This window comes from Streptomyces sp. NPDC058231, from assembly GCF_042882275.1.
Lineage (GTDB): Bacteria > Actinomycetota > Actinomycetes > Streptomycetales > Streptomycetaceae > Streptomyces.
In genome coordinates this window covers 24909-39757 of the sequence record NZ_JBHVWN010000053.1, presented here as the reverse complement: position 1 = coordinate 39757, position 14849 = coordinate 24909, and the positions used below count along the sequence as shown (strand labels likewise).

Annotated in this window: 11 protein-coding genes; 9 read left to right on the top strand and 2 right to left on the bottom strand. The window is 71.0% G+C overall.

From position 1 onward, the window contains the following. The first annotated feature begins 181 nt into the window (after positions 1-181). The 5 genes from lepA to ACFVXE_RS28320 all read left to right on the top strand — a co-directional run bounded on the left by lepA (position 182) and on the right by ACFVXE_RS28320 (position 8990). Positions 182-2056 (top strand): translation elongation factor 4, encoded by a 1875-nt coding sequence (gene lepA, locus ACFVXE_RS28340; protein WP_389675335.1) that lies wholly within the window; start codon positions 182-184, stop codon positions 2054-2056. A gap of 328 nt (positions 2057-2384) precedes the next feature. Then, entirely contained in the window at positions 2385-4274 is a 1890-nt protein-coding gene (locus ACFVXE_RS28335; protein ID WP_389675333.1) for an AMP-dependent synthetase/ligase, read from the top strand. Between the two features lie 235 nt (positions 4275-4509). Next, on the top strand, positions 4510-6435 hold the full coding sequence (locus ACFVXE_RS28330; protein WP_389675331.1) for a SpoIIE family protein phosphatase: 1926 nt from the start codon (positions 4510-4512) through the stop codon (positions 6433-6435). Positions 6436-6468: 33 nt separating this feature from the next. Then, a complete protein-coding gene (gene hemW, locus ACFVXE_RS28325) occupies positions 6469-7710 on the top strand; it encodes a radical SAM family heme chaperone HemW (RefSeq protein WP_389675330.1) in 1242 nt (413 codons plus the stop codon). Between the two features lie 26 nt (positions 7711-7736). Next, the gene (locus ACFVXE_RS28320; RefSeq protein WP_389675328.1) at positions 7737-8990 is read left to right on the top strand and encodes a hypothetical protein; all 1254 of its coding nucleotides are present in this window, start codon (positions 7737-7739) and stop codon (positions 8988-8990) included. On the opposite strand, the gene ACFVXE_RS28315 is transcribed toward ACFVXE_RS28320, so the two are convergent. Further along, positions 8978-9796: a DUF3097 domain-containing protein gene (locus ACFVXE_RS28315; protein WP_389675326.1), complete on the bottom strand. Its 819-nt coding sequence runs from the start codon at positions 9794-9796 to the stop codon at positions 8978-8980. The genes ACFVXE_RS28320 and ACFVXE_RS28315 overlap by 13 nt on opposite strands. A gap of 25 nt (positions 9797-9821) precedes the next feature. Next, a complete protein-coding gene (locus ACFVXE_RS28310; RefSeq protein WP_389675324.1) occupies positions 9822-10544 on the bottom strand; it encodes an MBL fold metallo-hydrolase in 723 nt (240 codons plus the stop codon). A gap of 182 nt (positions 10545-10726) precedes the next feature. Here ACFVXE_RS28310 and hrcA point away from each other — a divergent pair, with 182 nt between their 5' ends. The 4 genes from hrcA to ACFVXE_RS28290 all read left to right on the top strand — a co-directional run bounded on the left by hrcA (position 10727) and on the right by ACFVXE_RS28290 (position 14845). Continuing rightward, positions 10727-11743, top strand: coding sequence for a heat-inducible transcriptional repressor HrcA (gene hrcA / locus ACFVXE_RS28305; RefSeq protein ID WP_389675322.1), 1017 nt, complete (start codon positions 10727-10729; stop codon positions 11741-11743). After that, on the top strand, positions 11744-12880 hold the full coding sequence (gene dnaJ / locus ACFVXE_RS28300; protein WP_389675320.1) for a molecular chaperone DnaJ: 1137 nt from the start codon (positions 11744-11746) through the stop codon (positions 12878-12880). Between the two features lie 142 nt (positions 12881-13022). Next, on the top strand, positions 13023-14102 hold the full coding sequence (locus ACFVXE_RS28295) for a nitronate monooxygenase (protein WP_389675319.1): 1080 nt from the start codon (positions 13023-13025) through the stop codon (positions 14100-14102). Next, positions 14099-14845 (top strand): 16S rRNA (uracil(1498)-N(3))-methyltransferase, encoded by a 747-nt coding sequence (locus ACFVXE_RS28290; RefSeq protein ID WP_389675318.1) that lies wholly within the window; start codon positions 14099-14101, stop codon positions 14843-14845. Before ACFVXE_RS28295 ends, ACFVXE_RS28290 begins: the two co-directional genes overlap by 4 nt. The last annotated feature ends 4 nt before the right edge of the window (positions 14846-14849 follow it).

The following is a 14849-nucleotide window of genomic DNA, read 5'->3' as shown; positions in this document are numbered from 1 at the left end:
TGTGCGCCCCGCCGCCCGAAAGGCCACGAGGCACAGCTGTCAACGGTACCAGCCGCGCTCCGACCGGCCCAAACCGGTCCCTGCCCCGCAGGCGTGGGACGATGGAAGCTACGTATAGATCCGACCGACCCGACATCGACCCGAGACACGGCGTTCGGCGTCTCAAGAATCAGGACCCTGCGTGCCCGCGACTCCTACCAACGTGCCCGAGCCGAGCCGTACCGACCCGGCGCTGATCCGCAATTTCTGCATCATCGCGCACATCGACCACGGCAAGTCGACCCTTGCCGACCGGATGCTTCAGCTGACGGGCGTGGTCGACCAGCGGCAGATGCGTGCTCAGTACCTCGACCGGATGGACATCGAGCGCGAGCGCGGCATCACCATCAAGTCCCAGGCGGTCCGTCTGCCGTGGGCGCCCACCGCGGGCGAGGGCCTGGGCCGCACCCATGTCCTCAACATGATCGACACGCCGGGCCACGTGGACTTCACGTACGAGGTCTCGCGTTCGCTCGCCGCCTGCGAGGGCACGGTCCTGCTGGTCGACGCCGCCCAGGGCATCGAGGCCCAGACACTGGCCAACCTCTACCTGGCGATGGAGAACGACCTCACCATCGTCCCGGTGCTCAACAAGATCGACCTGCCGGCCGCCCAGCCCGAGAAGTTCTCCGAGGAACTGGCCAACCTCATCGGCTGCCAGCCCGAGGACGTCCTCAAGGTCTCCGCCAAGACCGGCATCGGTGTGGACGCGCTGCTGAACCGGGTGGTCAGGGACGTTCCTGCCCCCGTCGGCAAGGCCGACGCCCCGGCCCGCGCGATGATCTTCGACTCGGTCTACGACTCGTACCGCGGTGTCGTCACGTACGTCCGTGTCGTCGACGGTCAGCTCAACAAGCGCGAGCGCATCAAGATGATGTCGACCGGCGCCACCCACGAGCTGCTGGAGATCGGTGTCTCCTCCCCGGAGATGACCCCGGCCGACGGCCTCGGCGTGGGCGAGGTGGGCTACATCATCACCGGTGTGAAGGACGTCCGGCAGTCCAAGGTCGGTGACACGATCACCTCCCTGAACAAGGGCGCGACCGAGGCGCTGGGCGGCTACAAGGACCCGAAGCCGATGGTGTTCTCGGGGCTGTACCCGCTGGACGGCTCCGACTACCCGGACCTGCGCGAGGCACTCGACAAGCTCCAGCTCAACGACGCCGCCCTGGTGTACGAGCCGGAGACCTCCGCGGCCCTCGGCTTCGGTTTCCGCGTCGGCTTCCTCGGCCTGCTCCACCTCGACGTGATCCGCGAGCGACTGGAGCGCGAGTTCGGTCTGGAGCTCATCGCGACCGCCCCCAACGTGGTCTACCGCGTCGAGATGGAGGACGGCAGCGAGCACACCGTCACCAACCCGAGCGAGTTCCCCGAGGGCAAGATCGACAAGGTGCACGAGCCGGTCGTGCGGGCCACCGTCCTCGCCCCCAGCGAGTTCATCGGCGCGATCATGGAGCTCTGCCAGAACCGGCGCGGCACCCTGCTCGGCATGGACTACCTCTCCGAGGACCGGGTCGAGATCCGTTACACCCTGCCCCTCGCCGAGATCGTCTTCGACTTCTTCGACCAGCTGAAGTCCAAGACCCGCGGCTACGCCTCGCTCGACTACGAGCCCACCGGTGAGCAGTCCGCCCATCTCGTCAAGGTCGACATCCTGCTGCACGGCGACAAGGTCGACGCGTTCTCCGCGGTCACGCACAAGGACAAGGCGTACGCATACGGCGTACGGCTCGTCGCCAAGCTGCGTGAGCTCATCCCGAGGCAGAACTTCGAGGTGCCGATCCAGGCCGCCATCGGCTCACGGGTCATCGCCCGGGAGACCGTCCGCGCCATCCGTAAGGACGTCCTCGCCAAGTGCTACGGCGGTGACATCTCCCGTAAGCGGAAGCTGCTGGAGAAGCAGAAGGAAGGCAAGAAGCGGATGAAGATGGTCGGCAACGTGGAGGTGCCGCAGGAGGCCTTCATCGCCGTGCTGTCGACCGACGAGTCCGGCGGGGAGAGCAAGAGCAAGAAGTAGTCCGGTCGGATTCCCCCTCCCGGGCCGACTCCGGCCTCCCCGCTCCTGTACTGGGCGGTAGCCCAACGGGCCCCTGGGTCGCAGCATGCTGCGACCCAGGGGCCCGTTCGTTATGAAGCGGCGTCCGATTGCCTCTTACGCGGCGGACCCGGGCGCTCTACCCTGATCACGGATCGTTAGTTACTCGCGAGTTAAACAAGCGGAACCAACCGTGCTGGACAGCACGCGGGGCAAGCACACAGACGGACGTACGCAAGCAGAACAAGCAGCAGCACGCAGTAACCACCCAAGCCGGTCGAGAAGCACTGCCGCAGGCCCGGAGGATGTCGTGAGCGACACACAGACCATCATCGAGAACCGACCGCCCTCCGTGGCGAACCTCTTCATCGACCGCGTTGCGGCCACCCCGGACGGCGAGGCCTACCGCTTCCCGGTCCCGTCCGCCGACGGCCAGGGCCCGGATGAGTGGAAGTCGATGAGCTGGGCGCAGTCCGCGGAGCGCGTGTACGCGATCGCCGCCGGTCTCATCGGTCTGGGTGTGGAGCCGGAGCAGCGCGTCGCGCTCGCCGCCGCCACCCGGGTCGAGTGGATCCTCGCCGACCTCGGCGTGATGTGCGCGGGCGCCGCGACCACCACGATCTACCCGTCGACCAACGCCGAGGAGTCGTCCTTCATCCTCGCCGACTCCGGGAGCCGGGTGCTGATCGCCGAGGACGCCGGGCAGCTGGCCAAGGCCCGCGAACGCCGCGCCGACCTGCCGGAGCTCGCCCATGTCGTCGTCATCGACTGGCAGGGTGTCGAGCCCGACGCGGGCGACCCGGAGGGCTGGGTGCTCTCGCTGGCCGACCTGGAGGCCCGTGGCGCCGAACTGCTGGTGGAGAACCCGGCCGCGGTCAAGGAGCGGGTCGGTGCGATCGCCGCCGATCAGCTGGCCACCCTGATCTACACGTCGGGCACGACGGGCCGTCCCAAGGGCGTGCGGCTGCCGCACGACAGCTGGTCGTACATGGCGAAGGCCATCGTGGCGACCGGCCTGGTCAGCACGGAGGACGTCCAGTACCTGTGGCTGCCGCTCGCGCACGTCTTCGGCAAGGTCCTCATCTCGGGCCAGATCGAGGTCGGGCACGTCACCGCCGTCGACGGCCGGATCGACAAGATCATCGAGAACCTTCCGGTGGTCCAGCCGACGTACATGGCCGCCGTTCCGCGCATCTTCGAGAAGGTCTACAACGGGGTCGCGTCCAAGGCGCGGGCCGGCGGCGGCGCCAAGTACAAGATCTTCCAGTGGGCGGCCGGGGTCGCCCGCGAGTACGCCAAGGTGTCCCAGGACAACTTCCGGCACACCGGCACGGCCTCCGTCCCGTTCGCCCTCGGCGCCAAGCACAAGGTCGCCGACACGCTCGTCTTCGCCAAGATCCGTGAGGCCTTCGGCGGCCGGCTGCGCGCCTGCGTCTCCGGCTCCGCGGCGCTCGCCCCCGACATCGGCTACTTCTTCGCCGGCGCCGGCATCCACATCCTGGAGGGTTACGGGCTCACCGAGTCCAGCGCCGCCTCCTTCGTCAACCCGGGCGAGGCCTACCGCACGGGCACGGTCGGCAAGCCGCTCCCCGGCACCGAGGTACGGATCGCCGACGACGGCGAGATCATGCTGCGCGGCCCCGGCATCATGCAGGGCTACCACCGGCAGCCGGAGAAGACCGCCGAGGTGCTGGAGGCCGACGGCTGGTTCCACACCGGTGACATCGGTGAGCTCTCCGTCGACGGCTACCTGCGGATCACCGACCGCAAGAAGGACCTGATCAAGACGTCGGGCGGCAAGTACGTCGCCCCGGCGGAGGTCGAGGGGCAGTTCAAGGCGGTGTGCCCGTTCGTCTCCAACATCCTGGTGCACGGTGCGGACCGTAACTTCTGCACCGCCCTGATCGCCCTCGACGAGCCGACCATCCTGGGCTGGGCCGCCGAGAACGGCATGGCGGACACGTCGTACGCCGAGGTCGTCGCCTCCCCGCAGACCGTGGAACTCGTCGACGGCTACGTGAAGCGGCTCAACGAGGGGCTGCAGCGCTGGCAGACCATCAAGCAGTTCCGGCTGCTGCCCCGCGACCTCGACGTGGAGCACGGCGAACTGACACCGAGCCTGAAACTGAAGCGGCCGGTCGTCGAGCGCGCGTACAGGAACCTCATCGACGAGATGTACGTGGGCGCCCGCGAAGCCTGATCACGGCGCCCGCCAGGCTTGACCAGGCGCGTGCGGGGCAGGACGGTGCGGACGGGGTGAACCGCCCCGCCCGCCCGCCGCCCCTGACCACCGCTCCCGACCGCCGTTCCCGGGTCTTCTCCGCCCACTTCGGTAACTCCGTGCTTATGGGCGGGGTCGGTCTGTCACTCTGTCGGTGTCGTCAGCGGCGCATGGCGGGAAACAGGCCGTGCGAGAACAGGTCAGGAGCTGCGCCATGGGACCGATTCCCTTGCAGCGGGACACCGTTCAGCGTCCCGGTAGCCACTCAGGCCGTGCGGACGCCCGTCCGGTCGCCCGGACGAGTCTGCCCGGAAATCCCCTCGCGCCTTCCGCCGCCCGCCGGTTCGTGCGGGCCGCGCTCACCGAGTGGACCGGGCTCGGGCTGCCCGCCGCCGTGGGTTTCAGCGACCGGCTGGCCGACGACGCGACCGTCGTCGTCAACGAGCTCGTCACCAACGCCGTCGTGCACGCCGGGACCACCGTCGAGCTGCTCTTCCGGATGGAGGAGGCGACCGAGGACGAGGCCGCCGCCCTGGTGCTGGAGGTCGCCGACCATCACCCCGCCCGGTCCGTGCGTGGTGAGCGCCCCGGCCCGTTAACGGCGGCGGACCGGGACGGCCCCGCCGAGTACGGGCGGGGGCTGCGGGTCGTCGCCACACTCGCCGAACGCTGGGGCATCACCTACCGCACGGGCCTGAAGACCGTCTGGGCCAGGCTGCCCGTCGACGACTGGACCGACTCGCCCGACCCGGCCGCCGAACCCGAACTGCATGCCGCCGAGCTGCTCGCCCCCAGCACCCGGCGCGCCGTCCGTGACGACGCGGACTGGGCGGGGCGCGGGGCGCTGTCGTTCCTGGCCGAAGCATCCGATCTGCTCGCGGGGCAGCTCGACGAGGACATCGTCGCCGCGCTCGCCGGACAACTGCTGGTGCCCCGGCTCGCCGACTGGTGTGCGATCTGGCTGCAGGGCGACGGGGGTGGCAGGGCTGCCGCCCCGCGGCTCGTCCGGGTCTGGCACGCCGACGAGAGCGGCGGGACGGAACAGCTGCGTACCGCGCTGGAGAGCGAGCCGCCGCGGCTGCCGGACGAGGCGGGCAACGGGGCGGTACGGATTCCCTGGCCCGGGAACGAGGGGGAGGGCACGGCCCTCGGCTTCCGGATCGTGTCGGGGGAGCGCACGCTCGGCGCGGTGCTGCTCGGCCGGGAGGGCGCCGCTCGTGTGCCGTACGAGGTGACCGCCCTGGTCGAGGACTTCGTGCGCCGCGTCGGCCTGGCCGTCGGCGCCGCACGCGCCTACACCCGGCAGGCCACCATCAGCCGCATCCTGCAGCGCGGGCTGCTGCCCAGCAAGGTCGCCGACATACCCGGCGTCACCAGCTCACTGGTGTACGAGCCCAGCGACGACGGCGTCGTCGGCGGTGACTTCTACGACATCTTCCCGTGCCCCGGCGACCGCTGGTGCTTCATCCTGGGCGACGTGCAGGGCAGCGGCCCGGAGGCCGCCGTCGTCACCGGCCTCGCCCGGCCCTGGCTGCGGCTGCTGGCCCGGGAGGGGTTCCGGGTCGGTGAGGTGCTGGACCGGCTCAACCGGCTGCTCCTCGACGACGCGATGGAGACGGCCGAGGCCGCCGCCCTGATGGTCGCCGCGGCGGGCGGACAGCACCTGGCGGAGGAGGGCGGCAAGCATCTGCGCGAGGACGGCCCGCAGCTGCCCGACGGCGGACAGCCCCGGTTCCTCTCCCTGCTGTACGGGGAGATGGTGCCGCTGCCCGGAGGCGGGGTGCGCTGCACCCTGGCCAGCGCGGGCCATCCGCTGCCGCTGCTGCTGCGCCCGGACGGCACCGTCCGCCCCGCCGCCGAACCGCAGATACTGCTCGGCGTCGTCGAGGACGTCGCGTACGAGAGCCAGAGCTTCGACCTGGCGCCAGGGGACAGCCTGCTCTGCGTCACGGACGGGGTCACGGAGCGGCGCTCGGGACCCCTGATGTTCGACGACGGCGACGGGCTGGCCCGGGCGCTGGCCGGGTGCGCCGGGCTGACCGCGGAGGGGATCGCGGACCGGATCAAACGGGCGGTGCACGAGTTCGCCGAGCGGCCGCCGGACGACGATCTGGCACTGGTGGTCCTGCAGGCACAGTGAGCGTGGGCCGGGTACCGCCGGCGGCGAGTGACAATGGACGGTATGCCTTCCGTACTGCCCGATGGTGAACCCGTGCCCGACGACGGGGCGCTGCCCCGCCATGCCCTGGAAGGCGCCGCCGACCGGCCGCTCGGCTTCTACCTCCATGTGCCGTACTGCGCCACGCGCTGCGGTTACTGCGACTTCAACACGTACACGGCGACCGAGCTGCGCGGCTCCGGCGGCGCACTGGCCTCCCGCGACAACTACGCATCCCATCTGATCGGCGAGGTCCGCCGGGCCCGCAAGGTGCTCGGCGACGACCCGCGGCCGGTCCGGACGGTCTTCGTCGGCGGCGGCACCCCCACGCTGCTCGCCGCCGGTGATCTCGTACGGATGCTCGCGGCGATCCGCGACGAGTTCGGGCTCGCCGACGACGCCGAGATCACCACCGAGGCGAACCCGGAGTCCGTCGGACCGGCGTACCTCGCGGAGCTGCGGGAAGGCGGCTTCAACCGGATCTCCTTCGGCATGCAGAGCGCGCGGCAGCACGTACTGAAGGTCCTCGACCGCACGCACACGCCGGGCCGGCCCGAGGCGTGTGTCGCCGAGGCGCGGGAGGCAGGCTTCGAGCACGTCAATCTCGACCTGATCTACGGCACCCCCGGGGAGTCCGACGACGACTGGCGCGCCTCGCTGGACGCGGCGATCGGCGCGGGTCCCGACCATGTCTCCGCGTACGCGCTGATCGTCGAGGAGGGCACGCAGCTGGCCCGCCGCATCCGGCGCGGCGAGGTACCGATGACCGACGACGACGTCCACGCCGACCGCTACCTGATCGCCGACGAGGCGATGGCGGCGGCAGGTTTCTCCTGGTACGAGGTGTCCAACTGGGCCAGGACGCCGGAAGGCCGGTGCCTGCACAACGAGCTGTACTGGCGCGGCGCCGACTGGTGGGGCGCCGGACCCGGCGCGCACAGCCACGTGGGCGGGGTGCGGTGGTGGAACGTGAAGCATCCCGGCGCGTACGCGCAGGCACTCGCGGAGGGCCGGTCCCCCGGGGCGGGGCGGGAGATCCTGTCGGAGGAGGACCGCCGGGTCGAGCGGATCCTGCTGGAACTGCGGCTGGTCGACGGCTGCCCGCTGTCGCTGCTGGCTCCGGCCGGGCTGGCCGCGGCGGGGCGCGCGGTGGCCGACGGGCTGCTGGAGGCGGCGCCGTACGCGGAGGGACGGGCCGTGCTGACTCTGCGGGGCCGGCTGCTTGCGGACGCGGTGGTCAGGGACCTGGTGGACTGACCGCGGAAGAATTACAGTTCCGCGTCATGATCGTTGACATACAGCCGGCCGCGGATGCCACCGTGCTGCGCTACGGGTTGCGGCGGCTGTTGTGGGCACTGCCCGCTCTGTTTGTGGTGCCGTCGGGCCCGTTCCTCTTCTACGTGGTGCTCACCTCGCGGCCCTCCGGCAGTGGTTGGCAGTGGCTCCCCGTGGGCCTCTTCCTGCTGGCCAGCTTCGTGTGCGGACGCATCCTCGTCTCCCGTTGGCGCAAGCGCCGCGCGGTGACCGCGTTCGACGCCGTCGGCTTCTGGTGGATCGAGGGCAAGCAGGCCACGCTCATCCGCTGGGACTCACTGGCCGGCGTCGGGATCTACTGGGCACGGCCCGGCAAGACCGTGGTACACACTGTCGAGCTGTGCCCCAAGGGCGAGATCGACCGCGACGACCCGCTGCTGTGGAGCTACGTCCGCGACGCCGCCCCGCTCCACCCGGACCTGCCCCGGCTGCGGTACCGCATCGACGTGGAGAACTTCCCCGGGGCGTACGGGAAGGCGCTGCGCCAGTGGGCGCCGGAGCTGTGGTTCGGGCGCCAGGAGCAACCCGATTCGTATCTGGGCGCACCGGACCGCGTGGGTCACCGGGAGCGGACGGCTGCCGCGCAGGAGGCCGCTCTCCAGCCGCCCGAGATCGGCGACACGGTCGTCGTCCACGAAGGCAGGCCCCTCGCCCGGCGCGGATTCCTCGTCCTGCCGATCCTGACCATCCTCGGCGCACTCGCCGTGTGGGGACTTGTTCCAGGGCACGGGCACGGAGTGGTCGCCGTCGTCCGGTATGTGATCGCGGCGGTGATCGTGCTGTATGTCGGCTGGCTGGATGCGATCGGTGTGCGGAGCATGAGGACGAAGTGGAATCAGCGCATCACCATGGACGCCACCGGAGTCCACTGGACTCAGAAGGGGAGGGGGGCGACGGTGCCGTGGTCGCAGCTCGCCGCCGTGGGCATCCACCACTCCGCGCACGACCACACCCTCGAACTCTGCCCGAAGGGCGAGGTGGACCGGGACGCCCCGGTGCTGTGGCAGTTCGTCCGTGACGCCGAACCCCAGCAGCCGGGCCTGCCACGGTTGCGCTACCGCATCTCCGTGTCTCCCGTCTCCGGGCGGTACGCCGTAGCGGCAGGCTGCCGGCGCTGGGCACCCGAGCTGTGGTTCACCGGCGAGCGCATGGCCAACAACTACGTAGGAAGCCCTGACCGGAAGGGGCACAGGCAGCGGCTGCGTGCCGCTCAGGCCGGCTGAGTCACGAAGTCGATCAGCTCTTCCACCCGGCCCAGCAGCGCCGGCTCCAGGTCCTTGTAGGAGCGGACCGTGGACAGGATGCGCTGCCACGCCGCCCCGGTGTTCTCCGGCCAGCCCAGCGACCGGCACACGCCCGTCTTCCAGTCCTGGCCGCGGGGGACCACCGGCCAGGCGCCGATGCCGACCGACGAGGGTTTCACCGCCTCCCACACGTCGATGTACGGGTGGCCCACCACCAGCACGTCCGCGTCCGTGACCGCGGCCGCGATGCGCGACTCCTTGGAGCCGGGGACCAGATGGTCGACCAGGACGCCCAGCCGCGCGTCCGGGCCGGGGGAGAATTCGCGGACGATGGCCGGGAGGTCGTCGACGCCCTCCAGGTACTCGACGACGACGCCCTCGATGCGCAGGTCGTCGCCCCAGACCCGTTCCACCAGCTCCGCGTCGTGCCGGCCCTCGACGTAGATCCGGCCGGCCCGCGCCACCCGGGCCCGCGCCCCGGGGACCGCCACCGAGCCGGAAGCCGTAAGGGCGGGGCGGGACGGGCCGGCCGCCGACGGGCGTACCAGGGTGACCACCCGGCCCTCCAGCAGGAAGCCACGGGGTTCCATCGGGAACACCCGGTGCTTGCCGAAACGGTCCTCCAGGGTCACCGTCGGCCCCTGAGCCGTCCTCTCGCAGCGGATCACCGCACCGCAGAATCCGGTGGCGGCCTCCTCCACGACCAGATCGGTCTCGGCGGGTACCTCGGGGACGGGGGCGGACTTCTTCCACGGCGGGGTCAGGTCCGGGTGATAGCTGCGCATCGGACGACGATAGGACGTGGGCCGGTCACGACACGCCGAAGGCGGAGGACAGCTGTTCGCGCTGCGTCCGTACGAACGCCGCGTCCACGACCGCCCCGTGCCCCGGTACGTACATCGCCTCCTCGCCGCCCAGCGCCAGCAGCCGGTCCAGTGCCGCGGGCCAGTGGGACGGGACGGCGTCCGGGCCCGCCTGCGGTTCGCCCGACTCCTCGACCAGATCGCCGCAGAGGACCACCGCGGGGGAGCCGGGTACGAGGACCGCGAGGTCGTGTCCGCTGTGGGCCGGTCCCACGTTCGCCAGCAGCACCCGGCGGCCGCCGCCCAGGTCGAGCGTCCACTCCCCGCACACCTCGTGATGCGGCGCCACCAGCACGTCCGCCGCCTGCGCGGCTTCCTCCTCGGGCACTCCGTGACGTACCGCGTCGGCATGCAGTTCGTCCGCCCCGTCGGCGAGGAGCCCGGCCATGCCGATCGCGCCGTACACCTCAGCCCCGGCGAACGCCGCGGTGCCGAGAACATGGTCGAAATGGGGATGGCTGAGTGCGATATGCGTCACCCTCCGGCCGATCAGCGCCTGTACCTGGGTGCGCACCTCCACGCCCTCGCGCAGGGTCGCCCCGGTGTCGAAGAGCAGGGCGCCGTCCGCTCCCACCACCAGTGCGACCGTCGCATCCCAACCCGGGAGCCGTCGGCGGCCCACACCGTTGCCGAGTCGCTCCCAGCCGAACTCTTCCCAAGAGGCGTCCATACGGAGACGCTATCGGCAACGACCTGCGCAGTCTCGCGGTAGCGTGGCCGGTCGCCCTTGCTCGGTCCCCACCCGGCCGCCGTACACTGGCGGGGGGTCGTTGGCACTCGTACGCATCGAGTGCCAGGAATCACCGGAGATCGACCGGAACCACCGAGGAAACACAGCTGGAGGTGTGCGCCATGCTCAGCGAACGCAGACTCGAAGTGCTGCGCGCCATCGTCCAGGACTATGTCGGCACCGAGGAGCCCGTCGGCTCCAAGGCGCTCACCGAGCGGCACAAGCTGGGGGTTTCCCCGGCCACGGTCCGCAACGACATGGCCGTGCTGGAGGACGAGGGCTTCATCGCCCAGCCGCACACCAGCGCGGGACGCATCCCGACGGACAAGGGCTACCGGCTCTTCGTCGACAAGCTCGCGGGGGTCAAGCCCCTGTCGTCGCCGGAGCGCAGGGCCATCCAGAACTTCCTCGACGGCGCGGTCGACCTCGACGACGTCGTGGGCCGCACCGTACGGCTGCTCGCGCAGCTGACCCGGCAGGTCGCGGTCGTGCAGTACCCCTCGCTGACCCGGTCGACGGTGCGGCACGTGGAACTGCTGTCGCTGGCGCCCGCCCGGTTGATGCTCGTGCTCATCACGGACACCGGCCGGGTCGAACAGCGCATGATCGACTGCCCCGCGCCGTTCGGGGAGACCTCACTCGCCGATCTGCGGGCCCGGCTCAACAGCCGGATCGTCGGGCGTCGATTCCCGGACGTCCCGCAGCTGGTGCAGGACCTGCCGGAATCCTTCGAGAGCGAGGACCGGGGAACCGTGTCCACCGTGCTCTCCACCCTGCTCGAAACCCTCGTCGAGGAGACGGAGGAGCGGCTGATCATCGGCGGCACCTCCAATCTCACCCGCTTCGGGCACGACTTCCCCCTGATGATCCGGCCGGTGCTGGAGGCGTTGGAGGAGCAGGTCGTGCTGCTGAAGCTGCTCGGCGAGGCCAAGGACTCGGGCATGACCGTACGTATCGGGCACGAGAACGCCCACGAGGGGCTCAACTCCACGTCCGTCGTCGCGGTCGGCTACGGTTCGGGCGACGAGGCAGTCGCCAAACTCGGCGTGGTCGGACCGACCCGCATGGACTACCCCGGAACGATGGGAGCGGTACGCGCAGTGGCACGTTACGTCGGACAGATCCTGGCGGAGTCGTAAGTGGCCACGGACTACTACGCCGTACTCGGCGTGCGCCGCGACGCAGCTCAGGACGAGATCAAGAAGGCCTTCCGGAGGCTCGCACGCGAGCTGCACCCGGATGTCAATCCGGATCCGAAGACCCAGGAGCGGTTCAAGGAGATCAACGCCGCCTACGAGGTGCTGTCGGACCCGCAGAAGAAGCAGGTCTACGACCTCGGTGGCGACCCGCTGTCCGCCTCCGGCGGCGGTGGCGCGGGCGGATTCGGACAGGGCGGCTTCGGCAACTTCTCCGACATCATGGACGCCTTCTTCGGTACGGCGTCGCAGCGCGGACCCCGTTCGCGCACCCGGCGCGGCCAGGACGCGATGATCCGGCTGGAGATCGATCTCGCCGAGGCGGCGTTCGGTACCACCAAGGACATCCAGGTCGACACGGCCGTCGTCTGTACCACCTGTAGCGGTGAGGGCGCCGCACCCGGTACCTCCGCCCAGACCTGTGACATGTGTCGCGGCCGCGGTGAGGTCTCCCAGGTCACCCGGTCGTTCCTCGGCCAGGTCATGACCTCGCGGCCCTGCCCGCAGTGCCAGGGCTTCGGCACGGTCGTGCCGACCCCGTGCCCGGAGTGCGCCGGCGACGGCCGCATCCGTTCGCGGCGCACGCTCACCGTGAAGATCCCCGCCGGTGTCGACAACGGCACCCGCATCCAGCTCGCGGGCGAGGGCGAGGTCGGCCCCGGCGGCGGCCCGGCCGGCGACCTGTACGTCGAGATCCACGAGCTGCCGCACACGGTGTTCCAGCGCCGCGGCGACGACCTGCACTGCACGGTCACCATCCCCATGACGGCGGGCGCGCTCGGCACCAAGGTGCCGCTGGAGACGCTCGACGGCCTGGAGGAGGTCGACATCCGGCCGGGTACCCAGTCCGGGCAGTCGGTCCCGCTGCACGGCCGCGGCATCACGCATCTGCGGGGCGGTGGGCGCGGCGACCTGATCGTGCACGTCGAGGTCATGACCCCGTCGAAGCTGGACCCGGAGCAGGAGCGACTGCTGCGGGAGCTGGCGAAGCTGCGCGGCGAGGAACGGCCCACCGGCCAGTTCCAGCCAGGGCAGCAGGGGCTCTTCTCCCGGCTCAAGGACGCGTTCAACGGCCGCTGAGGGCCGTCGACCCCGTTCCCGCACAGGCCACCGCACCGCCCGCCGGTCTCCGACCGGCGGGCGGTCGGCGTACCGAGGTACACCCGTTCGGACCTCCCCTGGCTGATTCGGCAGGGTGCACGAGACGTGACACGATGCGGTCATGCCACCCGTGTTGACCGATCTCTGCCGGTATCCGATCGTGCAGGCCCCGATGGCGGGCGGTGCGTCCTGCCCGCAGCTCGTCTCGGCCGTCGCCGAAGCCGGCGGGCTCGGTTTCCTCGCCGCCGGGTACAAGACGGCGGACGGCATGTACAACGAGATCAAACAGCTGCGCAGGCTGACCGGTCAGCCGTTCGGCGTCAACCTCTTCATGCCGCAGCCGGACGTCGCGGACCAGGGCGCCGTGGAGGTGTACCGGCATCAGCTCGCCGGTGAGGCCGTCTGGTACGAGACCCCGCTCGGCGACCCGGAGTCCTGCGGCGACGACGGCTACGACGCCAAGCTCGCCATCCTCCTTGAGGACCCGGTCCCGGTCGTCTCCTTCACCTTCGGGTGCCCCACCCGCGACGCGCTCGACGCACTCGCCGCGGTGGGCACGTACACCGTCGTGACGGTCACCTCGCCCGAGGAGGCGCAGGCCGCCCAGTGGGCCGGGGCCGACGCGATCTGCGTCCAGGGCGTGGAGGCGGGCGGCCATCAGTCCACGCACCGGGACGACCCGCAGACCGACGGCGCCGGCAGCGGCATCGGTCTGCTGGCCCTGCTGGCCCAGGTCCGTGAGGCCGTTCAGCTGCCCCTCATCGCGTCGGGCGGCATCATGCGCGGCTCGCAGATCGCGGCGGTCCTCGCGGCGGGCGCGGAGGCGGCGCAGCTCGGCACGGCGTTCCTGATCTGCCCCGAGTCCGGCGCGCATCTGCTGCACAAACAGGCGCTGACCAACCCGCTGTTCGTACGGACGGCGCTGACCCGGGCGTTCTCCGGGCGTCCCGCCCGCGGCCTGGTCAACCGTTTCGTGCGTGAGCACGGTCCGTACGCCCCCGCCGCCTATCCGCAGGTGCACCATGTCACCAGCCCACTCCGCAAGGCCGCGGCCAAGGCCGGGGACGCGCAGGGGATGGCCCTGTGGGCGGGCCAGGGACACCGCATGGCACGCGAGCTGCCGGCCGGCCGGCTGGTCGAGCTGCTCGCCGAGGAACTGGATGCCGCGCGCGCGGCGCTGAGCACGAGGAGCACGCAGTGACCGCACCGGTCTTCGTCGTCGAACAGGTCCCCGACGGGCCCGAGTTCGTCCTGGACGGCCCCGAGGGGCGGCACGCCGTCTCGGTCAGGCGACTGCAGGCCGGTGAGGACGTCGTCCTGACGGACGGGCACGGCCGGTGGACGGAAGGGGTCGTGGGGGCCGCCGAGGGCAAGGACCGGCTTCTGCTGACCGGCCTCGGCGCCGTCCGCGAGGAACCGCGGCCGGCGCCCCGCATCACCGTGGTCCAGGCGCTCCCCAAGGGCGACCGGGGCGAGCTCGCGGTCGAGACGATGACGGAGACGGGTGTCGACGCGATCGTGCCGTGGCAGGCCGCGCGCTGCATCACCCAGTGGAAGGGCGACCGCGGTCTCAAGTCCCTGGCGAAGTGGCGGAACACGGCCCGCGAGGCGGGCAAGCAGTCGCGCCGGGTGCGATTCCCTGAGGTGACGGACGCGATGACGACCAAGCAGGTCGCCGCGCTCGTGGCCACCGCGGACTTCGCCGCGGTCCTGCACGAGGACCGGGGATACGACAGCGAGCCGCTGGCCACCGTCGGACTTCCCGTCAGCGGCGAGATCGTGCTCGTCGTGGGCCCCGAGGGCGGGGTCTCGTCGGACGAGCTGGCCGCCTTCGCCGAGGCCGGCGCACGGACCTGCAGGCTCGGCCGGAGCGTCCTGCGCACCTCGACCGCGGGCACGGCGGCGACCGCTCTGCTGCTGGGGCGCACCGGACGCTGGGCGTAGCGCC

Coding starts and splice junctions, on each gene's coding strand:
- ACFVXE_RS28315 (WP_389675326.1), bottom strand. CDS start 9,796: ATGCGCAGCTATCACCCGGACCTGACCCCGCCGTGGAAGAAGTCCGCC.
- ACFVXE_RS28295 (WP_389675319.1), top strand. CDS start 13,023: ATGCCACCCGTGTTGACCGATCTCTGCCGGTATCCGATCGTGCAGGCC.
- hemW (WP_389675330.1), top strand. CDS start 6,469: ATGGACGGTATGCCTTCCGTACTGCCCGATGGTGAACCCGTGCCCGAC.
- ACFVXE_RS28330 (WP_389675331.1), top strand. CDS start 4,510: ATGGGACCGATTCCCTTGCAGCGGGACACCGTTCAGCGTCCCGGTAGC.
- ACFVXE_RS28320 (WP_389675328.1), top strand. CDS start 7,737: ATGATCGTTGACATACAGCCGGCCGCGGATGCCACCGTGCTGCGCTAC.
- hrcA (WP_389675322.1), top strand. CDS start 10,727: ATGCTCAGCGAACGCAGACTCGAAGTGCTGCGCGCCATCGTCCAGGAC.
- ACFVXE_RS28310 (WP_389675324.1), bottom strand. CDS start 10,544: ATGGACGCCTCTTGGGAAGAGTTCGGCTGGGAGCGACTCGGCAACGGT.